Genomic DNA, 22274 nt, shown 5'->3' on the forward strand with positions numbered 1-22274 from the left:
GTCGCCGTGAACGAGGCAGGGATGATTATCGGTGCCACTTCGACCGTTTCCGCCTGCCTTGACGGTGCAAACGCTGCATCGCTGAGAGGTCAGGCGTTCGAGGCGATCTTTCACGTCGACAGCAATCGGCTGGTGAATGTGCCCGAGAGGCTACTTTCGATTCCAGCCAATCATGGGGCCGCCGTGAACCTGACGGTTGCTTTGCCAAAGACCGCCGCACCCCAACGGGTGTCCAAGCCGCTGCCGCCCGGCCCTGCGCGCAAACCGCGCTTGCCGCCATCGCTACAGCAGTTGGCGACCGGAAGTCATAGCATGGCTGCCGCCTGTCGCCGTGCGCGAACCATGTTGGAAGACACAGCCATGCTGCATCTGGAAGGCGAAACCGGAACCGGGAAATCCGCGCTTGTGGCCGCATTGCTGCAAACCGATGCCCCTGACGCACCGGTTTTCGATCTGGATTGTGCGACGCTTGGCGAGAGTGACGCCGACACAGACCATTTGCGCAGGGTCATTGAGCAAGCCCGCGTCGTTTCAAGAATGTCCTATGGCAAGAGCGTCCGAGCCACCTTGGTGTTTGACAATGTGGACGAGTTGCCGCGCACTTCGCAGGCAGAGCTGCGACGTTTCCTGAATGAACAGGAAGAACACCTTCACCAAACGGATGACCATGGGCATGACAGCCGCCTGCGTGTGGTTTCCACCAGCCGCAAACCTTTGATAGACGCCGTCAACGCGGGGCATTTCAGAGACGACCTATTTTATCTTCTAACAGGCTCAAAGGTCTTCCTGCCCCCTGTCCGCAGGCGTGAACATCCCGAGGTTCTGGCCCAGGCCCTGTGCGCGCAGCTGACTGGTTGTAACGTCACCTTCAGCGCCGAGGCCAAAGATGCGCTTTGTCGCCTACCGTTCCATGGCAATGTCCGCGAAATGCGCGGCGCGCTTCAGAACGCATTGGCAACGGCACAGGACAACCGGATCAACCTGCTTGATTTGCAACAAGCCTGTGTTGGCGCTCCTCTGGCCTCTGCGATACCGGAACCGGTTTGCGCCATTGTACCCGCCAATCCGGTAACCGCCTATGACGAACGCAGCATGATCCTTGATGCGCTCGCAAACAGCCGGTGGAATGTCAGCGAAGCTGCTCGCGTACTTGGCATGGGGCGCGCAACGATTAACCGGAAACTGAAAATGTACGAGATCCGGCGGCCGACCTGAAGCAGGCCGGCCCACCGTCGCGTAAATAAGGACCGCCTGTCAAAGGCGACCGGAGCGCGTTGCTCCGTCATTTCGCCGAACCTCACGTGCGAGGTGTGATAGAGTACAGATCACAATCACATTGTGGGTTTATTAGGCTTTTCTTGGCGTCCTCACAGGCCGTCGGCAGTTGCGGAATTCGCAAGGACATCGCTGGGTATCTTAAGGTTCTCAGGCAAGCTCGTCCTTGCCGTCGATGATGAAATGAACGCTGGTCGATCCCTTGTGGCGGGCCTCGAGATAGGGCGCGTAGTCCGGATCATTCACGAAATCGCGTGCGGCTTGCGCATCCGGCCATTCAAGGATCACGCGCAGGGCTGCGGGCTGGTCTTCCCCCTCGACCTGTTCGTGGCTGGTTGTGCGCGCAATATACTTGCCGCCATGTTTAGCGATGATCTTGCCGACCGGCTCGATATAGCCGGGGATCCAGCTGTCGTCGGTGGGTGTCACGGCCAGAACTGAATAGGCTGTCATGGGTTGGTTCCTCCTCTTTGGTATCGATTACCCTTGTTGTTAACGCGGGTTTGGGTTCAGGCCGCTCGGCGACCTAAATGCTGTGTTGCGCGCAGAATGTCGCGCTGTGCTATTTCATTGAGTGATGCGGCCAATGCGTTCATCGGATCACGCTGCGACGGGATGGCCCTGTCCAACGTCGTGTGAACACCCGCGTCGATTGGGCCAAGGGAAAGGTCGCGGTGAAACGCATCGACGGCTGCTGCCCCGGCGGCCAGATCGCCCTCCACCAAAATCAGCGCATGCGCCAGAATGCGGCGCTGCCGGTTGCCAACAGGGCGTATGCGCTGCGCGGTGCCAACGGCTTTGCGGCCCTTCAAGGACAGGTTCCATGCGCCGTCACAAAAACTGTTCGGGGTCGCACCCGTCGCCCAACCGGCGGGGATTGCATTCTGAATGAGCCGTGTGATCAGGCGGTATCCATCCTCGATGGTGAATGTCCGATCAGCGGTAAACGCCAGCGCGAGGTTTAACACCCCCGGCCCTTGGGGGACCGCGCCGCCGCCCGTGGGGCGCAGATGTAACGGCCAGCCGCGCGTGGCTGAATTACGCTTCGCCGTGTCAAATCCTGGCTTGAGCCTCAGGCTTGCCGGACAGACAAGCGCGCGGCGGCGTGGGCTCCAGAGACAGGTTACAGCGCCTTGCGCCGCGAAGGCCGCTGCCTCAAGGGCGAGCCCCTCGACCACGCCTTCCACATATGTGAGAGGTGCGTTCACACCGCCATCCCTTCAATCTCTTCGCAGATGGAAGTCAACAGATTACCCGCTGGTGCACCATCAAGCGCGCGATGATCAAAGGTCAGCGACAGGCCCACATGGGGGCGCAATTCGATCCCATCACCCTCGCCCCGTACCGCGCGATCCGTAATGCGCCCAATGCCAAGAATGCAGATTTGGCCCGCGTTGATGATCGGCGTGAAATGTTCCACCCGCGTCAGGCCGAGGTTGGAGACGGTGAATGTGCCGCCCGTCATTTCTGTCACGGTCAGCTTGTTGATCTTGGCCCGCGTGGCCAGATCCTGCCGCGCCGCACGCAATTCGGTTACATCCATCGCATCGGCACCGAACATGGCAGGGGCGACCAACAGATTACCAGGCAAGGCGATGGCCACCGACAGGTCTATCGCATCAGACAAATGCACCTCGCGCCCCTCGACACGTCCGTTTGCGTCGGGGTTCTTTTTCAGGGCACGCACCACGGCCAGCATCAAGAGATCCTCGACAGATATCTTGGTACCTGCCGCGCCCAGGCGTGTTTTTTCGGCCATCAGCGCCGTCGCATCGGCGCTGCCGTGGTGGGTCAGCTGCGCGGCCGTCGCAAGGCTTTTGGTCATGGCATCCGCGATCATGCCGCGCACGCCTTTGAGAGGGACGACCTTGGTCATTCGACCGACCCGATGACGGCACCCTTGGGCACAACGGCATCGGCCTCTTCCTTGATCCGCAGGGTGCCAGAGGCTGGTGCGTTGATCTCGTATTGCACTTTGGCGGTCATAATCTCGACCACCAACGCGCCTTCTTCGACGGTCGCGCCATCATCAGCAAGCCAGCCGGTGATCACTGTTTCTTCGTCCTCTTCCCAGAGGTCGGATGGGATGACGATATCTGTTGCCATTTGAAGTGTCCTTTCCTGTTCGGGGTCGCGCTGCATGCGACCCCGTTGATTAGTGATTTGTTGGTTTTGGTTCGGCTCAGGCCGCTTGCATCTCGTCCCAGGCAGCGACGATCTTGTCAGGGTTGGGCAGACAGAACTGCTCCATCACCCGCGCGAATGGGATCGGCACATCGGGGAAGGCAACGCGTTTCGGCGCGGCCTTGAGAACCGAGATATCATGCTCGGTCACGGAGGCGATGATTTCGCCCGAAAGGCCGTAGCTCATATAGTCCTCGTCCACGACAATCAGCCTGCCGGTCTTGGCGACGCTGGCGCGGATGGTGTCACGGTCCAGTGGGACAAGGCTGACAAGATCGACGACCTCGGCACTGACGCCTTGTTCTTCAAGCTTCTTGGCGGCCTTCAGCGCGTTGTGAACGCCCATGCCACAACTGACGATGGATACGTCCTTGCCTTCGCGCACGACCTTGGCCTTGCCGATTTCCAGAGTGTAGGTCTCTTCCGGAACATGCACAGTCGCCCCCGCCTCGGTGCCAAGCCAACCCATGCCCTGTAGCCCCTTGTGGTACATGTAAACCACCGGACTGTCGTCGCGCATGGCGGCCGTCATCAACCCTTTGGCGTCATAGGCATTGGATGGGGCCACAACCTTCATTCCGGGCAGGTGAGCAAAGGTGCCGTACAGACACTGCGAATGCTGGCCGCCATCGGAATAGCCACCACCGGTTGAGGTCATCAGAACCATTGGCACTTTCACGTTGCCGCCGGAGAAATAGATGTTCTTGGCCATCAGATTGTAGATCGCATCAAAGCAGACGCCAAAGAAGTCGACGAACATCAGTTCGACCACCGGACGCATGCCATCCTGCGCCGCACCAACAGCGGCACCGATAAAGGCGGTTTCCGAAATCGGTGTGTCACGGATGCGTTCCGCCCCGAACTCTTCGATTAACCCGCGGGTGTTGCCATAGACGCCACCCAGAGGGCCGATGTCCTCGCCCATCACAAAAACGGAGGGGTCGATGCGCATTTCCTGTGCGGTGGCTTCGGCCATAGCGCGGGCGATGGTCAGTTTTCTCTCGTTCGATTTGGTCATGTCTCTCCCTCCCGTTTATGCCGCGAACACGCGCGTCAGCGCATCTTCGGGGGCTGCATCATCGCTTTCGCGGGCGAACTTGATCGCGGCATCAACGCGCGCAGCAGATTCTTCCTCGATCGTGTTCAGCTCCGCTTCGCTGGCAGCACCTTCGGCGAGCAATCTTTCCCTCATTTTGGGGATCGGATCTTTTTCAAACAGCGCGTCCTTTTCCCCTTCGGGGCGATAGGCCTCGGCGTCACCCATAAAGTGGCCCGCTAAACGGTAGGTTTCACATTCCAGCAGCGATGGGCCTTCACCCGCTCGTGCTCGGGCAATCGCCTCGCCTGCTGCTTCAAAGATGGCATAGGGGTCGTTGCCCTCAATCCTTTTTCCGGGGATGCCATAAGCCGCCGCGCGGTCTGCATGGCTGCCGATGCTGCTGGCGGTTTCTTTGGCGACAGAAATGCCCCAGCCGTTATCCTCGACCACGCAGATAAAGGGCAGGTTCCAAACGGCGGCAAGGTTCATCGCCTCGTGCCAACCGCCCTGGTTCACCGCGCCTTCACCGACGAAGGCCACGGCGACGCCCGGCTTGCCTTGCATCTTGCGGCTGAGCGCCGCCCCCACGGCGGGGCCCATACCCTGCGCGATAATACCGGAGCAGGCAAAGTTCACATTGTCATCAAACAGATGCATATGCCCGCCGCGACCACCGGATAAGCCGGTTTTCTTACCGAAGATCTCGGCGGCCATTTTGTCCAGATCAACGCCTTTGGCGATGGCCTGATGATGTGGACGGTGGGTGGCTGTGACCACATCCTCGGGAGTCAGGTGCGTACAAACCCCCACCGCCACTGGCTCCTGCCCGTCGGACAGGTGCATTTCACCCGGGATCGGCCCATTGGCCATGTTGAACGCCGGTGATTTTCCCTCGAAATAGATCTTCGCAATGGCTTCTTCGAACCTCCGGCTCGTGACCATATTGCGATACATCCAATGCTGTTCTTCGCGTGTTGGTGACATGAATTCCTCCTCCCATGTGCGCGGCCTCTCCCTGCCGCATGAACGCTGGAAGTAGGATTGAACCTGTTGGGCTGCGGAACAATGACGCTGACGCCCATGCGGGGCTTGATCGCGCAAACTGTCTCACCGTGAGACAGTTTGAGACACATTGAGCCAGAGTGTGGCGCACCTTGAGCAGGAATTGGTCTGCGCGTCGAAGAAAGACGGACATCGACTCAGCATTAAAGCCGTTATGCAGTTTATATTCAAAATCCGAATTCTGTAGCTAACTTCACCCCCGTTTATCCAAAATTTGGATCATCTCATCATAGGGGCACGAAAAAGAGCTTCGGCTCACAACTCAAGCCCTGCGCAAAACAGGGCACCACAACGGAGAGATGCTATGAAGTACGAGAATTTCACAACGTTTAGCGTCGATGTCAAAGATGCCATCGCTACCGTGACGTTCGATTATGGAACGGTCAACATTCAGGGACAAGAGATGCTCGCCGACCTGAACAGCCTTGCCATGCGGCTTGAACGGGACCGCGATACAAAGGTTGTAATCTTCCAGTCGGCGCACCCCGAAATCTGGGTGGCGCATTACGATACGGAGCTTCTTAAAGATATGGCGATCGAAGCCGTTTCGCGCGAAAACGTGGTATTGCTTGACCTACAAATGGTGTGCGAACGGATTAGCAGGGTGCCGCAAGCGACCATTGCGAAGCTGGAAGGGTTTGCACGTGGCGGCGGCCATGAACTGGCTCTGGCGCTCGACATGCGGTTCGCCGCGCGTGGCAAGTACAAGTTTATGCAAATGGAAGTGGGCATGGGCATTCTGCCCTGTGGAGGCGGCGCGTCGCGCATGGCCCGTCAAACCGGTTTGGGCAAAGCGTTGGAAATTATCCTTAGCGCAAATGATTACGACGCAGATGATGCGGAACGGTTCGGCACAATTAACAAGGCGCTCGAGCCCGATGAGATCGGCCCCTACGTTGACGCGCTGGCGCAGCGCATTTCCAAATTTCCCGCGGCTTCGATTAACGCCTGTAAGCAGATGGTTTACGAATCTATCGACAAACCAATTGAAGAAGCCCTGAAAGCAGAGGCCTATTGGCTTTATCAAGCGACCAGCAAAACCCCGGCCATCAAGCGTTTCACAGTGGCTGACGAACAAGGGCTTGAGCACGACATCGAGAACCAGCGCAACTGGGGCGATCTGGTCATGAAGGTTCAAGACATCAACTAAACTCCCCTTTTTTAGGGCACTACTCAAGAACCGCGCCAGTATTCACGGTGCGGTTCTTTCTGTTTGGTCGCCGTCCACGCGCAGATGAGCGCATTACCTTCAGAATCCGAAAACTGAACTCCGAATTGCACCGATTACCCAAATATTCAGACGTGTTAGTTCTGTGTCAACAAACACATTGAAAGGAAAATCCGATGAAAACCATGGCCCTCTCCGAATACGGACCCAACTCCGCCTTTGCATTGACCGAGCTGCCCAAACCAACCGCAGACACCGGTCATGTGATTGTTCGCGTTCAAGCAACCAGTATCAACACAATCGACATGATGATCCGCAATATGGGCACGGACCTTGGTTTTGCCCCCGCTACACCTGCTGTTTTGGGCATGGATTTTGCTGGCACGATTGAAGAAGTCGGCGAGGGTGTGACCGGTTTCGCCGTGGGCGACGAAGTATATGGCTGCGCCGGTGGTCTGGCCAACCTTCAGGGCGCTCTGGCGGAATACATGCCGGCTGATGCACGGCTGATCGCGAAAAAGCCGAAATCCCTATCCATGCGCGAAGCGGCCGCGATCCCGCTGGTCGGGATCACCGCTTATGAGGGGCTCAAGCGGGCCGGCGTAAGCGAGGGTCAGAAGGTACTCGTGCATGGCGGTTCTGGCGGTGTCGGGCACATCGGCGTGCAATTGGCCCGGTCACTGGGGGCAGAGGTTTATGCCACCGACAGCGGCGATGAACGCCTATCTGTTGTGCGTGCTCTTGGTGCCGAAGCGATCGATTTCAAAGCGGAAACCGTCGAGGACTACGTCGCCAAACACACAGGCGGCACAGGTTTCGACGCGGTGCTGGATACAGTCGGCGCTGGCAACTTGACGAACTCATTCAACGCGGTCGCCCTGAACGGCCATGTGGCCACGACGCTCGCGTTGGCAGAGCTTGATCTGTCCCCCGCCCACCTGAAGGGTGCCTCACTGCATGTCGTATTCATGCTGATCCCAATGTTGCATGACAAAGACCGCGCAGACCACGGTGCAATCTTGGCCGAACTGGCAAAGCTGGTTGATAGCGGCGCATTGAAACCGGTCGTGGATGAACCCCAGTTTACCCTTGAAGAGGTCGGTGCAGCCTATGACCGGCTTGCCAGCGGCAAGGCAATCGGCAAGGTGGTCGTGGACGTATAACGCACCACAAGGCGCGTTCGGCATGGCGCGGCGGGCTTCGGCTCGCCGCGCCATTCGTTTTTCCGAAATAGGATTTTGAAGAAAAACTGCGTCCCAACCCGAACGGATGATTATATCCATTAACCGAATTTTGATTACAAAATACGCCCGTTTATCAAGCGAAGAGAGATCAATAAGTGTTGCTTATCAAACCTGCTCCAACATAAGAAGGATGCCCCTAAATGACCCTTTCATCTCTTCAACAAGCCCGTGCCATTGCGCGCCCTAGCCGGGAACAAATGCTTAACCGCGAGTTCTCTGTCCAACAATTCTGGAACCAGAACCGCGATCTGTTTGAACGCGCTTGGTCAGAATGGCAGACAGAGAACGAGGCTAAACTGCCTCAGCTCGACAGCTCTATTTTCGATCCGAAACTGCGCGCGGCTGTGGAACAAGCTTGGGTAGATCCGACAGCCGAAGATGCGGTCAAGGACCTGTGGGAAGAAGTGTTCCCCGGCGTCTATCGCGCGCAATTCTTTGATGTCGAACGCCTTGCGGCCCTGCGTGAATACCTTGACGGCGTTGCCGATGCGGACATCCCATTGCGCCCCCCTTACGGGATCGTGCTGAACCGCGGTGGTGCCATGCTTGACCCGCGCTCCGAAGGGTATCTGGCCGCGCCCGGGTTTCAAGGCTTCTACCGCGAGATGATGGACGCCTACATGCGGCCCGTGTCTCGTCTGCTATTTCCTGACGTTGTAGGCTACGACACACAAACATTCGGGTTCTCTATCCGGTGGCAGGCCAGCAAAGACACATCCTTGCGCCCCCATTCGGATGCCTCTGCGGTGACATTGAACATCAACCTGAACCTGCCCGGCGAAGGGTACTCCGGTTCGGCCGTCAGCTTCATCGATCCGGTTTCACGCCGCGTTGAAAAACTTACGTTTGAACCCGGCACCGCCCTGATCCACCACGGCAGCGTCCCCCACGCGTCCGAGCCGATCACTGAAGGCGAACGCTATAACTTTGTTCTGTGGCTGTATGGTCAACACGGACAAATTCCGCATGGCAGCACCCCGACGCCGCAAATCTCGGCCAAGGACAGGTGGTCCGTACCAACGGAAGAATTTGACAATTTCGCGCCGTTCTAAGGCCGGGTTGTCCCTTAACATAGCGATATATTCGGGCGGTTCAGGCCGCCCGAATATGCAACGGAAATAACGTGCGGCATGCCTGTAACATAAGGTTCATTGAGCGCCTGTGCATCATGCGTTTATTCTCGTCAACGGGGGTGCGACGCGCCGAGAGCAACCAACAAATAGCGAAAAGGGATGCCAAGCATGGAAAGCTTTGCCAACGATCTTAGTCAGATGCAGCGGGCGCCCTTGCATGCGGACCATGTCGAAGCGCTACGAGAGGTTGGAACGATACGGACGTATGGCGCAGGCGACACGATCATTCGACCCGGTGATCCGCTGGAGGAATTGCTTTATATTGAAAGCGGCGAGATAGAGGTTGTGCATCCGATTACGCAGGAGCGGACAATCGCTGCCACGATGGGGCCATCCCAATTTACCGGTGAAATCGGGACGCTGTCCGGTGCGGTGTCGATGATCCAAATGAGGGTGTGTGAAACCTCGACAGTGATCGCGGTCCAAAACGCAGACCTGATTAAACTGATGTCCCGCATCCCCGAGATGAGCGACATTATCCTGACCGTTTTTGCGGCGCGACGCCGCGGAAACATCGAGCATGGACAAACCGAGCTCAAGTTGATCGGCGCGGATGTTGACAAGGATATTCAAAAGATCGCCGTCTTTGCACAGCGCAACCGGATCGCGGCGCAACTGATTGATCTTGATAGTGCCGAGGCCGACGCGGAACGCACAAGCTGTGATCTACAAGGTTGTGGCCCTGCGGTGATCTTTGGCGGTGAGGTGATTTACGATCCGACGCCGGAAAAGCTCGCTCGGACATTGGGGCTTGAGCTGGTGATCCCGAACGGCGAAGTGGTCGATGTCCTGATTGTCGGGGGCGGGCCTGCGGGCGTAGCCGCAGGGGTTTATGCTGGTGCCGAGGGACTATCTGCCGTCGTCGCAGAAGATATCGCCATCGGTGGACAGGCAGGCACCTCCAGCCGGATCGAAAACTACATGGGATTTCCAACGGGAATTTCAGGTGGAGACCTTGTGTGGCGCGGCGAAGTCCAAGCGATGAAATTCGGCACCCGATTTGCTATGCCATTGCGGATCGAGGCATTAGCCTATCGCGACGACCGCTTTTACGCCACCTGTTCAAACGGACGCGAACTCTGCGCACGGTCGATTGTGGTGGCTACGGGTGTTCAGTATTGCAAGCTGCCGATCCCGCGCCTGGAAGAATTCGAAGGCGTCGGCGTTTATTATGCCGCCACAGAAATGGAAGCTCGGTTTTGCCGAAACTCGGATGCCATCGTTGTAGGCGGCGGCAATTCCGCGGGGCAAGCGGCCATGTTCCTCAGCCGCACAGCTGCGCATGTGCATCTTCTGGTGCGGTCCGGCAGCCTTGCCGCCTCTATGTCGGATTACCTGTCGTCGCGTCTTGAGGCCGATCCACGGATAACAATCCATTACCAAGCAGAAATTTCCGATCTGCATGGCGATGGCAAGTTATCCGCAGTGACAGTGAAAAACAAAGCCGACAGCACGCATCATCGCTATGACAGCCGCACCGTTTTCATCATGGCGGGGGCGGCACCCAATACAGATTGGCTGGCCGGGCACGCCGCGTTGGACGATAAGGGCTTCGTTCTGACAGGCACCGAAAACGGTGGCCGATCGCCGTTTGAAACATCGACCCACGGCATTTTCGCAGTTGGTGACGTGCGGTCCGGTTCGGTCAAGCGAGTGGCGTCATCGGTGGGCGAAGGCTCGGTCGTCATGAGCGAGGTCTGGAACCATTTGAATAGCTGAACCTCAGTTGAAAATTTGACGGAGCCCCTCATGCAGGTAGATTTTGAAGACGGAGAAACAGGGGGACGCTATGTCCTCCGAACCAAGGATGGCGAGGCCGTGTCGACCCTCTCCAAAGCTGGAGATAAGATCGTCATCATCGACCACACCGAAGTCGACGACGCCTTGCGGGGTCGCGGGTACGGGCAGATGCTTATCGAACAAATTGTCGCTGACATGCGAGAGCAAAGCAAAAAGATCGTGCCGCTGTGCCCCTTCGCCGCCTCACAGTTTCGAAAACACCCCGAATGGGCTGACGTGCTGAACTAGGCTTATAAAGCATAGCGAAACACGAACATTTTCACAAATGTAAGTGTCTCATTTTGTGAAACAATGAGACGGTTGTTGGCGAACGCCTTGAGGTCAATGTCACGCCCAGTCCAATCCCGCCATATATGCCCTGCTGTGTATATCGGGCACCATAACCCAAAACGGCGCTGTTCGGTCGTGGGTCGCAAGTCACCGGTCATTGTAAAAACCACTTCACTGCCCCAAAGTCGGCACCTGCGCCATCTTTTGTTTGATAAACGATCTGAATTGCCGGACCCTAAGCGGCTCGATCCCGCCGGGCGGGCGCATGAAGTGAATGTTCCACTCCGGCGCTACGCTATATCTGTCCAGGACAGTTACCAGTTCACCACTTTCAAGATGCTCGGCAACTTCCCACGTACATTTGCGCGCGATGCCAAAGCCGGAAATGGCAGCTTCGGTAACACCCTCTGCAAGATTGGTCACAAAACGGCCCGCAACTTTGACGGCATCTTCCTCCCCATGAGGCCCTTTGAACTTCCAATTCTGCAATGCATCGCGAATTACGCAGTCAAAATGAACCAGGTCCTGTGGCGTTTGTGGCGTGCCCATCGCTTTTAGGTAGTCTGGCGCAGCAACCAGAATACGTGGACATGAACTAAGCTTTTGCGCCTTGAGGCTCGAACTTTCCAGAGCACCCAACCGGATAGCACAATCGAACCCGTTATCCACGATGTCAAAAACCGTATCACTAAGGTGGAGTTGCACGGTCAAACCCGGATGCATCGACAAGAATTCCGTCACAAATGGCGCAATGTACTTCCGCCCGAATGAGGCAGGGCCAGCCAATCTTAGAGTGCCGCGCAGGACTTGATTTTCGCCACTTACGTCAAGCATGGCGTCCTGCACCGTCTCGAAAATCCGCTCTGCATGTTTCAGCAAGCGCTCCCCTTCAAGCGTCACACTGACACTTCGAGTTGTCCGGTGCAAAAGCTGCGCGCCCACTTCGGATTCGAGTGCCTGAATGCGTTGCGTCGCGCTCGTCGGCGACAAACCAAACTCTGCACCGGCCTTACCGATAGCTCCCAACCGCGCTGCCCGAACGAACAATTCCAGCAATTTCAGATCGTTAATCATTATTTGCCACAGCCAAATAGTATATTATTTTTTGAAGCCATTATCATTCTTTGGTTTCATAGTATCTCACTCCCGGCAACGAGCCAAGACGCTTTAACCACGAAAGTATATGACATGATGAAACACTCCGTTCTGCCCATAGCCGCAATAACCCTGTCGCTCAGTTCTCAGCAATCCTTTGCACAAGAAGCCACCGAGATCGTGAAATTTTCGGATGTTACTTATCAGCCGCTCAACCCAGCACGCGGAGACGCAGCACCTCAGGCCGGCGTGCTCTGGGGGGATATCGCCAAAGACGTGCCCACCGGTGCCATTATCAAATTCGGAGAGAACTTTTCTTCGCCGCCCCATATTCACAACATTACCTATCGGGGCATCGTTATCGAAGGTGCTGTCCACAATGATGATCCCCATGCCGCAAACATGTGGATGGGGCCGGGCTCTTTTTGGTCACAGCCGGCGGGTGAGCCTCACATCACATCTGCGGCGGCAGAGGGCGGCGCAACGATCTTTTTGGAGATCCTCGAAGGGCCATATCTGGTCCGGCCGACCGAAGAGGCTTTTGACAACCACGAACTTCCAGTGAATTTGGATTCAAGCAACGTTGTCTGGCTAAGCACGGATGATGTGACATGGATCGATCAGCCTGCCGCCAAGGACAACACGGCCGCCCCGCAGCTCGCCTACCTTTGGGGAGAGACCAGCGCAACCAATGCAACATTCCTGAAAATTCCGGCAGGAACTTCCGGCACGCTCGAAAGCAATGCTGGATTGCTTCGCGCTGTCACAATCTCTGGCAAAACGGACCTAACCGTCCCGGAAGGTTCCACAGAAAGCGATCTGGTTCCCGGCAGCTATTTTGGCTCCGAAACAGGCGGATCATATGATCTGTCTTGCCAGATCGAAGATGATTGCATGCTGTATGTGCGGGCAGAAGGCAAATATACTTTCACCGGGAAGTAATCGCAGTGCCGCGGTCGTTTGAAAGATGGCTCTAGTCCCACGTTCAAGCGATCGCGGTCCACTGGCAAAGAAATAACAAGCTCCTGTATCGTGCATCCGCCTGCTTTTCTGAAATCGAACAAACCGGCACGTGGATCTGTCGACTTTGGGCAGGTCAGCTTTTTAGAAAGACAATGAAGTCTTAGCCGCTCGTGATACGCCCGCTGTCACCATGGTCTTTTCCATGCTTCGCCACCCGTAGCAAAGGTCCGCAATCTGCCCAAAACGGCCATTCGTGCTTTGTCACACCATCGGAACTCTGTCGCCTTGCCGCTCCCTATGCGCCGCTTGCAGACCAAGAAACCGAATTGCATGAGGCTAAGATACCTGCAAGCAAGCGAATTTGATTTAGAACGGAAAGTCTGCACCAAACCACGACGCGGTCGACAGGATCGGTGCATTTACCTATGTAACTGGGTACACGAATTTGAGTAGTAAGCGGCGCGCGGTTTGTGTCAGGGCTTTGCGACCGGCGACACCAACGGAACTTTCAATCTCACGATTAACCCCCGCTCCTGCGGCAACAACTCGACGTCACCACCGTGACGGCGCAGGACATCCTGAACAATGGCAAGCCCAAGCCCGCTGCCCTCCCCTTCGCTCAATTGACCGAACCGTTGAAACGCGGCCTGCGTGCTGTCTTTGGGGATGCCGATGCCGTCATCTTGTACGGTCAGCACCGCATACCCCGCCTCGGCCACGGTGCTCACGCGGATCGCTGAGAGGCCTGGGCCCCCATGGGACAGCGCGTTTTCAAGTAGATTGGTGATCGCCTCACCCAGCAGCACATTGTCACCATTGATCGGTAGCGGCTCCGAACATGGCTCGAAGCCAAAGCCTATGTCCCGCGACAGGACCGTCGGGGCAAAGTCACTGCATACTTCGGCAGCGACAGCGTTAAGTTCCAGTCTATCGAATGTTGACGTCTCGTCGTAGCGCAACCGTTCGAGAGACAACAACTGATTGGCGAGCCGCGCCGATTTACGTGCGGCGGCAATCAATTCGCGTTCGCGCAGGCGACGCTCTTGCGGGTCGCTGACATCTGGCAAAACCTCGGCCAATGACAACAGTGCGGAGGCGGGATTGCGCAGCTGATGCGCGGCGTTGGAGATAAAGACCTGATGGTCCTCAATGCTCTGGCGCACCTGCCCGAAAAGTCGGTTCAATGTGGCGACAATACCAAAGACTTCTGCCGGGACCGGGCGGCGGATATCGCGCAGGTCATCGGGGGATCGGTGTTGGATCGCATCTTGCAAATCGTTCAAGGGGCGCAGGCCGATCTTCACCCCGAACCAGACCACCAAAGCAAGGGCTGCCATCAGGCTGGCGATCAACGCCGCCGCGCGGCGCGCCAAGGCGGCGGCGAAAGCATTGCGATCACTGTCCCTTTGCCAGACGGTGACGATCGTATCGCCCGTGAGGTTGCCGATGGTCGTACTCTCTCGCATCCGCAAAACCCGCACCGGCTCGCCCCGGTATTCCGCCATCGTGTAGTCCAGCCGATCCTCGCCCGCCCGACCGCCAGAGACGGGGGGATAGGCATAGCCGGTGATGTAGATGCCACCTGGGCCCGTGACATGGTAAAAAAGCTCCCCGCCCCCCGCGTCCGAGACGAAATCCCGCGTGCTGGGAGAAAGCGCATCGCCGCCTGAGATTGCCACATCGCGAGAGATTGCCAAGGCCGCGGCCAGCAGGCTGCGGTCGAACAGGGTTTCAGAGGTGCGCTGCGCCACTTCAAAGCGCCAAAACCCCAGAACGATCGAAAGCAGCAGCAGCGGCGGCAGGATCAGCATGAACAGCCGAGAGCGCAGCGACATCGAGGTCATGCGCTGTCGACCTCCAACATATAGCCCAGCCCACGGGCGGCTTTGATGCGGATGCCGAAGGGCTCTAACCGTTTGCGAAGACGGGACACATGCGGCTCGATGGCGCTGTCTTCCTGCGCGGCCCCGGTGCCATAGACGTGGGTGATCAGTTGGGATTTCGAGACGATCCGCCCGCGCCTTTCGAGAAGGCATTCAAGCGTCGCCAGTTCTTTACGAGGAAAAGCCAGTGGCTGCTCCCCCTCCAGCAGCTGCCGGTTCGTGCGGTCAAAGACCAAGGGGCCAAGCGTGTCGCGGGCGGCGAACTCAAGGTTCTTGCGCCGCGCCATGGCACGCAGCCGCGCCTCGAGCTCATCCATCTCGAAGGGCTTGGTCAGGTAATCATCGGCTCCGGCATCCAGCCCTGCTACTCGCTCTGAAGTCTCCGCCCGCGCGGTCAACAGGATCACTGGCGTGCCATCGCCACGGCGGCGCAGACGGCTCAGAACTTCCAGCCCGTCACAACCGGGCAAGTTACAGTCCAGCACGATCAGGTCAGCCCCCTCATGTCGCAAGAAAATGTCAGCATCTTCCCCGTCATGCAGCAGGTCCACCGCATGGCCCCGATCGCGCAAGCGATGGGCAATTCCCTGTGCCAGAGCCTCATTGTCTTCGATGACTGCAATGCGCATGATTAAAACTTAATCCTGATGCGCAAGTTTCGCGCAAGGTTGGAAAGGCAGTGTGCCCGTGTTGGAGGAGGGATTCGTTCCCTGAAACAAATACGAATTACGGCAGGCGTGAAAGTCTGACCGCTACAGAATGTCTACGGGAGGACACCAATGACTATCAAGTATTTCGCCGCAACCGCTGTATCTGCTGCTTGCCTTGCCGCCCCGGCGCTGGCCGAGGTCGACTTTGCAGGGAAAACCATCGAGTGGGTCATCCCCTTCTCGGAAACCGGGGGATCGGCCAAATGGGCCAACTTCTTTGCGCCGCTCTTGTCCGAAGAACTGCCCGGCAACCCCACCGTCGTGGTCAAATTCATGCCGGGCGCGGGTTCAACCAAAGGTGCCAACTGGTTCCAAGAGCAAGAGCATGACGAGGGCACGGTCCTTTTCGGCACCTCCGGCTCGACCCAGTTCCCCTATCTGCTGGACGATCCGCGCGTGCGGTATGAGTACAGCGACTGGAAGCCTGTCATGGCATCGGGCACCGGCGGGGGCGCCTATCTGAACCCCGCGGACGGGGAGAAATTCGATGGCACCGCCAATAACCTTAAAGACATCAACTTCATCTACGGTTCGCAGGGTGCCACGCGCCTTGACCTCGTGCCGCTGCTGGCATGGGAAATGCTGGGGATGAACGTAGAGCCGGTCTTTGGCATCAAGGGCCGTGGCGATGGCCGTCTGATGTTTGAACGCGGCGAGGCCACGATCGACTACCAGACCTCGTCAAGCTACCTCGGTGCCTCTGCCGATCTGGTGGAAAAGGGTCAAGCCGTGCCGATGATGACATGGGGCGCGCTGGACGAAGACGGCAACATCGTTCGTGACCCCACTTTCCCCGACATCCTGACCTTTAAGGAAGTCTGCGAAGCCACTGAAGGCTGTGCGACCGAAGGTGAGGCCTGGGACGCGTGGAAAGCCTTCTTTATCGCAGGTTTTCCGGTGCAAAAGATCGCCTTCCTGCCCGCAGGGACGCCCGATGACGTGATCGAAGCCTACACGGCAGCCTTCGACGCGGTGCGCAACCGCGAAGATTTCGCCCAAATCGCCGAGAAGCGCGTCGGGAAATACCCTGTCTTCGTAGGCGAAGGCGCAGCCAAGGCAACACAGCGCGGCACGACCGTCTCTGCAGAGGCGAAGGCCTTCGTCACCAACTGGCTGCAAGAAGCCTATGGCGTTTCGCTGAAGTAAGCGAAACCCTCTTGGCCCCGGGCGCGCCCCGGGGCCACCCCCTCCCTTTAATCTAACATTTCGAGGTCGGTGCGATGGATCTGTTCGCAACCGCTCTGCCTGCGCTTGGCCAGGCATGGGCTCTAATTTTGCAACCTGTAGTACTGGGATATCTGGTGTTGGGCGTCGTCATGGGCCTGGCTGTCGGCGTCTTTCCCGGCCTCGGTGGGATCGCGGGATTGTCTCTGCTTTTGCCCTTCATGTTCGGCATGGACCCGGTGCTGGGTCTGGCGCTGATGATCGGCATGGTCGCGGTCGTGCCGACCTCAGACACTTTCGCTTCCGTCCTCATGGGCATCCCCGGTTCTTCGGCCAGCCAAGCTACGGTGCTCGATGGCTTTCCCATGGCCAAGAAAGGCCAAGCCGCGCGGGCGCTTTCGGCGGCTTTCACCTCATCGCTCTTCGGCGGTCTGGTCGGCGCGGCTTTCCTGACGTTGTTCATCGTCGTGGCGCGGCCCATCGTGTTGTCCTTCGGCCTGCCCGAAATGCTGATGATCTCGATCCTCGGTCTGTCGATGGTGGCGGTGCTGGCGGGTCGCGTAGCGCTTAAAGGTCTGGCGGCCGCGGGGCTTGGTCTGCTTATCGGCACCATCGGCGAGGCTGATGCGGGCGGCTCCCTGCGGATGGCGACCTATGACATCCCCTACCTCACAGACGGCTTGAAACTGGTGATCGTGGGTCTTGGCATCTTTGCCGTGCCCGAGATCGTATCGCTCCTGCGCCAAGACCGAGCGATTTCAAAAGAAGCCAAACTCGGCGCGGGCTGGGGCGACGGCGTGCGGGACTGGGTGGCCAACAAATGGCTGTCGGTGCGCTGCTCACTGATCGGCGTGGTGGTCGGCGTCATCCCCGGCCTTGGTGGGTCAGTCGTTGACTGGATCGCCTATGGGCACGCGGTTCAGACGACGAAGGACAAATCGAATTTCGGCAAAGGCGAAGTGCGTGGCGTGATCGGGCCGGAAAGCTCGAACAACGCGAAAGAGGGCGGCGGCTTGGTCCCTACCCTGCTGTTCGGCATTCCCGGCTCTGGCTCCATGGCGATTTTCATCGGCGCCATCGCCCTGCTGGGGTCCGGCGAGATCGAAGTCGGCCCCTCGATGCTGCGCGACAACCTCGACATCACCTATTCGATTGTCTGGCTGCTGGCGCTGGCCAATGTCGTCGGCACGCTGCTGTGCATCGCGGCTTCGGGCGGAATCGCCAAGCTGACCACGATCCGCTTCACTTACCTCGCGCCTTTCCTCTTCATGCTGATCTCCTTCGCGGCGTTCCAGTCGGGACAGAACTTCGAAGACATCCTCGCGCTTTTCGTGATCGGCCTGATCGGTATCTTCCTGCGCCGCTTTGACTGGTCGCGCCCGGCTTTCCTCATCGGTTTCGTGCTGTCGAACCCGGTCGAGAAATTCTCGAACCAAGCGTTTCAGATCGCGTCGTTCCGGTTCCGCAAATCCTTTGAGGATGGGATGGACTATGTCTTCTCCCCCATCGTCATCGTGCTGCTGATCGTCACCGTGGTCTCTGTCGTGCTGGGCCTGCGTCAGGCCAAGTCGATCATGGCTGAAGGCGATGTTCAGTCCGGCTCAAAACGCGCGCCGTTGGTCTTTTTGCTGATCATCATGGGCTACGTCGTGGCCGCGCTGATCAATGCCTCGCTGATCCCTGATTACAACATGACCGACAAGATCGTGCCGCTGGTCGTGGGGGGCATCGCCCTGGCTGCGCTGCTGATCTTGCTGGTGCAGATGATCCTGCGCCCCGAAAGCGATGCGATCTTTGCCGACAAGGAAGTCTCGGGCGAGGACGCTGATGCGCCCTATGGCCTCTGGAGCACGCTGGCGTGGTTCGTGGGGTTGATCGTCGCCACATACTTCGTCGGCTTCATCCTCGCGCTCTTGGGCTTTTTGATCAGCTTCCTGCGGGTCCGCGCACAGGCGCATTGGCCGAAAACCCTGATCCTGACGGCCTGCGGCATCGCGCTGATGTGCGTCATGGCCGGGGCACTCAACCGTGATTTCCCGCCGGGTCTGCTGCAAGGCGCAGTCGATCTGCCCTGGCCGCTGAACTGAGGAGCTTAGAGATGACACAGACTGCTATCCCCTATCTCTTCATGCGCGGCGGCACCTCGCGGGGGCCATACTTCAACCGCGCGGATCTGCCCCAAGACCGCGAAACCCTCGCCGAAGTGCTGCTCGCTGTGGTCGGCTCCGGCCATCCGCTCAACATCGACGGCATCGGCGGCGGCGCGGCGGTCACGACCAAGGTCGCGATGCTATCGCCTTCGGAGGACGCTTGGGCCGATGTGGACTATTTCTTCGCCCAAGTCTCGGTCGAGGATCGGCTGGTCGATTTCAAACCGACCTGCGGAAACATCCTGTCGGGTGTTGGCCCTGCGGCGGTGGAATTGGGCCTCGTCCAGCCCACCGGCGATGTGACAGATGTGAAGATCCACGCCGTCAACACTGGGGCCAAGGTGCTCTCCAAAGTGCTGACCCCCGGCGGCGTGCTTACCTATGACGGCGACACCGAGATCGCGGGCGTGCCCGGCACCGGTGCAGCCGTGGCGCTGAACTTCATGGGGGTCGTCGGCTCTTCGACCGGGGCGTTTTTGCCCACGGGCAGTATCCGCGATACCTTTGACGGGATCGAAGTCACCTGCATGGATGTTGCCATGCCGATGGTCATTGCCCGCGCGGCGGACTTTGGCCTGACGGGGTACGAGAGCGTCGCCGAGCTTGACGCGAACACGGATTTCTTTGCGCAGATGGAGGCAATCCGCCTTCAGGCCGGGGCCGCCATGGGCATGGGGGATGTGGCAAAATCCGTTACGCCGAAGTTCGGCCTGCTGGCCCCCGCCCGCGAGGGCGGCACCATCGCGACGCGCTATTTCATGCCGTGGAACACGCACCCCTCCATGGCGGTGACCGGGGCGCAATGCCTTGCTTCCTGCGCGCTCACCCCCGGCAGTGTGGCAGACGGTCTACTTGAGCGTCCCGGCCAAAGCCCCGCCGATGTGGTGCTTGAACATGCCTCTGGCACGATTGACGTGCTGGTAGATTACGACACGTCGGACGGCTTCGCGCTGAACTCCGCCGGGCTTCTGCGGACGGCCCGCAAGCTGGCGGATGGCTGTGTCTTTGTCCCCTCGCGCATTTGGGAGGGCCGCTGACATGCCCGTGATGAACCTGCTTGTCGCCTTCAACGGCTCGGACGCTTCCGTCGCCGCGCTGCGCTATGCCGCCTCACTGGCCAAACAGCGCGGCGCACATGTGACGGCGATCCTTGCGCATACCGCGCATGAGGTGATCGACCGACGCTCGCGCTGGATCCCCGAAGAGGCCCGCGCCCTGTTGGAGGCTGCCAACAGCGAAATCTTGGCCGAGGTCATCCGCCGGTTCGAAGAACTCCGCCCCGCCCTCGGTCTGGGCGACGCGCTGGATTTCCGCGAAGAAACCGGCCGCGTCGACATGCTGCTTTCCGAAGGCGCGCGCTATTATGACATGCTGATCGTCGGTGCCCGGACCGAGAGCGACGACGCCCATGTGACCCACCATCCTGATCGCATCGCCTTGCAGTCCGGGCGTCCGGTGATCGTGGTGCCCGCGGGCTATGACGCAGGCGCGCAGCACAGCCACGCGGCGCTGGCATGGGACGGCGGGCGCGCCGCCGCGCGGGCGCTGTCGGACAGCCTGCGCTTGCTTGAGGTCGATGGCCGTGTCAGCGTTCTGACGGTGGGCAAACGCACATCCTGGCCGATCACCGATCTGATGACCCACCTCGACCGCCACGGCGTCGAAGCGGTGCATGAGGACTTTCCGACAACCCATCCGGTTTCACAGACTCTGTTGTCCTATTGCGAGCGGCATGACCCCTCGCTGCTGGTGCTGGGTGCCTATGAGCACTCCAAGTTTCGCGAAGATTTCCTTGGTGGCGTGACCGCCGAGGTGCTTGAAAAGATCAAAATCCCCGTTTTGTTGTCCCATTGAGAAGCGAATGATGACCAATTACGAGAAAATCCACGTCGCCCGCCGTGATCTGGAAAAACTGCGTGCCGAGCTGATCGCCAGCCTTAACACGCAAAAAGATCGCGACTCTGATCTGCTGATCCTGCATGAACGGGTCAGCAAAGCGATCAACGCGCTTTCACCATAAGGTGCAGGGATGAAGGTACATATCCTCGACGACTGGTTCGACACTCTGCGCGGGTTGCCTTGCTTTGACCTGCTGGCTGGGCACGACGTGACCGTCTGGACGGACCACCAGCCCGATGAGGCGATCTTGGCCGACCGTTTGCAGGATGCCGACTGCGTCGTACTCTTTCGCGAGCGGACCAAGGTGACGCCGGGGCTGCTGGAGCGTCTGCCAAACCTGCGCCTGATCTCGCAACGCGGCGCCTATCCGCATGTCGACGTGGCGGCCTGCACCGATCAGGGCGTACTGCTGTGTTCCAACAAAGGTGCGGATGGGGCCAACCATGCGGCGGCGGAACTGACCTTTGCGCTGATCCTTGCGGCCATGCGGCAACTGCCGCAGCAGATGGCAAGCGCCAAGGCGGGCAACTGGCAGATGGGCGTCGGGCGCAGTCTGCGCGGGCGGCGGCTGGGGCTTTATGGCTATGGGCGTATCGGGCGAGTGGTGGCGGACTATGCCCGCGCCTTTGGCATGGAAGTTGTCTGGTGGAGTTCCGAAGCCGGGCGCGCGCAGGCGAAAGCCGATGGCGAAACCGTGCCCGAGAGCCGCGCGGCCTTTTTCGGCACATGTGACGTGGTTTCGCTGCATCTGCGGCTTACATCTGAGACGCGCGGCAGTGTCACCGCCGACGACCTCGGTGCGATGCCGCCGCGTTCGGTATTAGTGAACACCTCGCGCGCCGGGCTGATTGCCGAAGGCGCGCTGCTGCAAGCGCTTAACGCCGGGCATCTTGGCGCGGCGGCGGTGGATGTCTTTGATGCCGAGCCGCTGACCGACCCCAGCGACCCGCTGCTGTCCCACCCCAAGATGATCGCCACCCCGCATATCGGCTTTGTCACCGAGGATGAATTCGACAAGCAATTCGCGGATATCTTCGAACAGGTAAACGCCTATGCGGCAGGCGCACCGATCCATATGATCAACCCTTCCGTCTACGCGCCATAAGCCCCGCGACCAGCGGCGCGCCGACGATCACCAGCACGATGCGGGTCAGGTGGTGGGTGATGACAAAGCCCAAATCCGCACCGGTCACGATGGCCAGCACCGTCATCTCGGCCTGCCCGCCCGGCGCGAA

Annotated in this window: 23 protein-coding genes; 13 read left to right on the forward strand and 10 right to left on the reverse strand. The window is 58.8% G+C overall.

What is annotated here, in order from left to right; all coding sequences use genetic code 11:
- The first annotated feature begins 312 nt into the window (after positions 1–312).
- Positions 313–1215 (forward strand): sigma 54-interacting transcriptional regulator, encoded by a 903-nt coding sequence (locus B3849_RS02050; protein WP_278426417.1) that lies wholly within the window; start codon positions 313–315, stop codon positions 1213–1215.
- Between the two features lie 210 nt (positions 1216–1425).
- Here B3849_RS02050 and B3849_RS02055 read toward each other — a convergent pair whose 3' ends face one another.
- The 6 genes from B3849_RS02055 to B3849_RS02080 all read right to left on the reverse strand — a co-directional run bounded on the left by B3849_RS02055 (position 1426) and on the right by B3849_RS02080 (position 5482).
- The gene (locus B3849_RS02055; protein WP_064216752.1) at positions 1426–1728 is read right to left on the reverse strand and encodes a DUF1330 domain-containing protein; all 303 of its coding nucleotides are present in this window, start codon (positions 1726–1728) and stop codon (positions 1426–1428) included.
- Between the two features lie 56 nt (positions 1729–1784).
- Positions 1785–2483: a lipoyl protein ligase domain-containing protein gene (locus tag B3849_RS02060; RefSeq protein WP_278426386.1), complete on the reverse strand. Its 699-nt coding sequence runs from the start codon at positions 2481–2483 to the stop codon at positions 1785–1787.
- The gene (locus B3849_RS02065; RefSeq protein WP_278426385.1) at positions 2480–3151 is read right to left on the reverse strand and encodes a 2-oxo acid dehydrogenase subunit E2; all 672 of its coding nucleotides are present in this window, start codon (positions 3149–3151) and stop codon (positions 2480–2482) included. The genes B3849_RS02060 and B3849_RS02065 overlap by 4 nt, the downstream gene beginning before the upstream one ends.
- Positions 3148–3381 (reverse strand): biotin/lipoyl-containing protein, encoded by a 234-nt coding sequence (locus B3849_RS02070; protein WP_005851830.1) that lies wholly within the window; start codon positions 3379–3381, stop codon positions 3148–3150. Before B3849_RS02070 ends, B3849_RS02065 begins: the two co-directional genes overlap by 4 nt.
- 76 nt (positions 3382–3457) lie before the next feature.
- Positions 3458–4477: an alpha-ketoacid dehydrogenase subunit beta gene (locus tag B3849_RS02075; RefSeq protein WP_037943486.1), complete on the reverse strand. Its 1020-nt coding sequence runs from the start codon at positions 4475–4477 to the stop codon at positions 3458–3460.
- Positions 4478–4492: 15 nt separating this feature from the next.
- Positions 4493–5482 carry a thiamine pyrophosphate-dependent dehydrogenase E1 component subunit alpha gene (locus B3849_RS02080; protein ID WP_286779750.1) on the reverse strand — a complete coding sequence of 330 codons (990 nt, stop codon included), beginning with the start codon at positions 5480–5482 and terminating at the stop codon, positions 4493–4495.
- Positions 5483–5864: 382 nt separating this feature from the next.
- Between B3849_RS02080 and B3849_RS02085 the strand changes: the two genes are divergently transcribed.
- The 5 genes from B3849_RS02085 (at position 5865) to B3849_RS02105 (ending at position 11133) form a co-directional block, all read left to right on the forward strand.
- Positions 5865–6710 (forward strand): enoyl-CoA hydratase/isomerase family protein, encoded by an 846-nt coding sequence (locus tag B3849_RS02085; protein ID WP_278426383.1) that lies wholly within the window; start codon positions 5865–5867, stop codon positions 6708–6710.
- A 194-nt stretch (positions 6711–6904) separates the two neighbouring features.
- Complete coding sequence (locus B3849_RS02090; protein WP_278426382.1) at positions 6905–7891, forward strand: zinc-dependent alcohol dehydrogenase family protein; 987 nt, start codon at positions 6905–6907, stop codon at positions 7889–7891.
- 221 nt (positions 7892–8112) lie between these two features.
- A complete protein-coding gene (locus tag B3849_RS02095) occupies positions 8113–9024 on the forward strand; it encodes a 2OG-Fe(II) oxygenase (protein WP_278426380.1) in 912 nt (303 codons plus the stop codon).
- A gap of 189 nt (positions 9025–9213) precedes the next feature.
- Entirely contained in the window at positions 9214–10824 is a 1611-nt protein-coding gene (locus B3849_RS02100; protein ID WP_278426379.1) for an FAD-dependent oxidoreductase, read from the forward strand.
- Positions 10825–10854: 30 nt separating this feature from the next.
- Entirely contained in the window at positions 10855–11133 is a 279-nt protein-coding gene (locus B3849_RS02105; protein WP_278426378.1) for a GNAT family N-acetyltransferase, read from the forward strand.
- A 213-nt stretch (positions 11134–11346) separates the two neighbouring features.
- Here B3849_RS02105 and B3849_RS02110 read toward each other — a convergent pair whose 3' ends face one another.
- The gene (locus B3849_RS02110) at positions 11347–12249 is read right to left on the reverse strand and encodes a LysR family transcriptional regulator (protein ID WP_286779751.1); all 903 of its coding nucleotides are present in this window, start codon (positions 12247–12249) and stop codon (positions 11347–11349) included.
- 114 nt (positions 12250–12363) lie between these two features.
- Here B3849_RS02110 and B3849_RS02115 point away from each other — a divergent pair, with 114 nt between their 5' ends.
- Entirely contained in the window at positions 12364–13212 is an 849-nt protein-coding gene (locus B3849_RS02115) for a DUF4437 domain-containing protein (RefSeq protein WP_286779752.1), read from the forward strand.
- 494 nt (positions 13213–13706) lie between these two features.
- On the opposite strand, the gene B3849_RS02120 is transcribed toward B3849_RS02115, so the two are convergent.
- Both B3849_RS02120 and B3849_RS02125 read right to left on the reverse strand, forming a co-directional pair.
- Positions 13707–15077: a sensor histidine kinase gene (locus B3849_RS02120; protein WP_286779753.1), complete on the reverse strand. Its 1371-nt coding sequence runs from the start codon at positions 15075–15077 to the stop codon at positions 13707–13709.
- Positions 15074–15745: a response regulator transcription factor gene (locus B3849_RS02125; protein WP_180828787.1), complete on the reverse strand. Its 672-nt coding sequence runs from the start codon at positions 15743–15745 to the stop codon at positions 15074–15076. Before B3849_RS02125 ends, B3849_RS02120 begins: the two co-directional genes overlap by 4 nt.
- A gap of 150 nt (positions 15746–15895) precedes the next feature.
- Here B3849_RS02125 and B3849_RS02130 point away from each other — a divergent pair, with 150 nt between their 5' ends.
- The 6 genes from B3849_RS02130 (at position 15896) to B3849_RS02155 (ending at position 22144) form a co-directional block, all read left to right on the forward strand.
- A complete protein-coding gene (locus tag B3849_RS02130) occupies positions 15896–16972 on the forward strand; it encodes a tricarboxylate transporter (RefSeq protein WP_286779754.1) in 1077 nt (358 codons plus the stop codon).
- Positions 16973–17046: 74 nt separating this feature from the next.
- A complete protein-coding gene (locus B3849_RS02135) occupies positions 17047–19077 on the forward strand; it encodes a tripartite tricarboxylate transporter permease (RefSeq protein WP_168593147.1) in 2031 nt (676 codons plus the stop codon).
- A gap of 11 nt (positions 19078–19088) precedes the next feature.
- Positions 19089–20177: a 4-oxalomesaconate tautomerase gene (locus B3849_RS02140; RefSeq protein ID WP_278425977.1), complete on the forward strand. Its 1089-nt coding sequence runs from the start codon at positions 19089–19091 to the stop codon at positions 20175–20177.
- Position 20178: 1 nt separating this feature from the next.
- Positions 20179–20994, forward strand: coding sequence for a universal stress protein (locus tag B3849_RS02145; RefSeq protein ID WP_184583070.1), 816 nt, complete (start codon positions 20179–20181; stop codon positions 20992–20994).
- Positions 20995–21004: 10 nt separating this feature from the next.
- On the forward strand, positions 21005–21160 hold the full coding sequence (locus tag B3849_RS02150; protein WP_260004931.1) for a hypothetical protein: 156 nt from the start codon (positions 21005–21007) through the stop codon (positions 21158–21160).
- A 9-nt stretch (positions 21161–21169) separates the two neighbouring features.
- The gene (locus B3849_RS02155; protein WP_278425979.1) at positions 21170–22144 is read left to right on the forward strand and encodes a D-2-hydroxyacid dehydrogenase family protein; all 975 of its coding nucleotides are present in this window, start codon (positions 21170–21172) and stop codon (positions 22142–22144) included.
- Here the strand turns inward: B3849_RS02155 and B3849_RS02160 are convergent.
- The coding region (locus B3849_RS02160) for an AbrB family transcriptional regulator (RefSeq protein WP_286779761.1) at positions 22119–22274 on the reverse strand (156 nt) is incomplete at its 5' end. The two genes, B3849_RS02155 and B3849_RS02160, sit on opposite strands and share 26 nt — an antisense overlap.

The organism is Sulfitobacter sp. UBA4523 (assembly GCF_002388305.1).
Lineage (GTDB): Bacteria > Pseudomonadota > Alphaproteobacteria > Rhodobacterales > Rhodobacteraceae > Sulfitobacter > Sulfitobacter pontiacus.

Bases quoted from the DNA above. Each gene is read 5' to 3' on its own strand.
- B3849_RS02090 (WP_278426382.1), top strand. From the start codon at position 6,905: ATGAAAACCATGGCCCTCTCCGAATACGGACCCAACTCCGCCTTTGCA.
- B3849_RS02050 (WP_278426417.1), top strand. From the start codon at position 313: ATGGCTGCCGCCTGTCGCCGTGCGCGAACCATGTTGGAAGACACAGCC.
- B3849_RS02135 (WP_168593147.1), top strand. From the start codon at position 17,047: ATGGATCTGTTCGCAACCGCTCTGCCTGCGCTTGGCCAGGCATGGGCT.
- B3849_RS02100 (WP_278426379.1), top strand. From the start codon at position 9,214: ATGGAAAGCTTTGCCAACGATCTTAGTCAGATGCAGCGGGCGCCCTTG.
- B3849_RS02130 (WP_286779754.1), top strand. From the start codon at position 15,896: ATGACTATCAAGTATTTCGCCGCAACCGCTGTATCTGCTGCTTGCCTT.
- B3849_RS02085 (WP_278426383.1), top strand. From the start codon at position 5,865: ATGAAGTACGAGAATTTCACAACGTTTAGCGTCGATGTCAAAGATGCC.
- B3849_RS02055 (WP_064216752.1), bottom strand. From the start codon at position 1,728: ATGACAGCCTATTCAGTTCTGGCCGTGACACCCACCGACGACAGCTGG.
- B3849_RS02110 (WP_286779751.1), bottom strand. From the start codon at position 12,249: ATGATTAACGATCTGAAATTGCTGGAATTGTTCGTTCGGGCAGCGCGG.
- B3849_RS02140 (WP_278425977.1), top strand. From the start codon at position 19,089: ATGACACAGACTGCTATCCCCTATCTCTTCATGCGCGGCGGCACCTCG.
- B3849_RS02065 (WP_278426385.1), bottom strand. From the start codon at position 3,151: ATGACCAAGGTCGTCCCTCTCAAAGGCGTGCGCGGCATGATCGCGGAT.
- B3849_RS02125 (WP_180828787.1), bottom strand. From the start codon at position 15,745: ATGCGCATTGCAGTCATCGAAGACAATGAGGCTCTGGCACAGGGAATT.
- B3849_RS02080 (WP_286779750.1), bottom strand. From the start codon at position 5,482: ATGTCACCAACACGCGAAGAACAGCATTGGATGTATCGCAATATGGTC.
- B3849_RS02075 (WP_037943486.1), bottom strand. From the start codon at position 4,477: ATGACCAAATCGAACGAGAGAAAACTGACCATCGCCCGCGCTATGGCC.
- B3849_RS02105 (WP_278426378.1), top strand. From the start codon at position 10,855: ATGCAGGTAGATTTTGAAGACGGAGAAACAGGGGGACGCTATGTCCTC.
- B3849_RS02120 (WP_286779753.1), bottom strand. From the start codon at position 15,077: ATGACCTCGATGTCGCTGCGCTCTCGGCTGTTCATGCTGATCCTGCCG.
- B3849_RS02145 (WP_184583070.1), top strand. From the start codon at position 20,179: ATGCCCGTGATGAACCTGCTTGTCGCCTTCAACGGCTCGGACGCTTCC.
- B3849_RS02095 (WP_278426380.1), top strand. From the start codon at position 8,113: ATGACCCTTTCATCTCTTCAACAAGCCCGTGCCATTGCGCGCCCTAGC.
- B3849_RS02150 (WP_260004931.1), top strand. From the start codon at position 21,005: ATGACCAATTACGAGAAAATCCACGTCGCCCGCCGTGATCTGGAAAAA.
- B3849_RS02155 (WP_278425979.1), top strand. From the start codon at position 21,170: ATGAAGGTACATATCCTCGACGACTGGTTCGACACTCTGCGCGGGTTG.
- B3849_RS02115 (WP_286779752.1), top strand. From the start codon at position 12,364: ATGATGAAACACTCCGTTCTGCCCATAGCCGCAATAACCCTGTCGCTC.
- B3849_RS02070 (WP_005851830.1), bottom strand. From the start codon at position 3,381: ATGGCAACAGATATCGTCATCCCATCCGACCTCTGGGAAGAGGACGAA.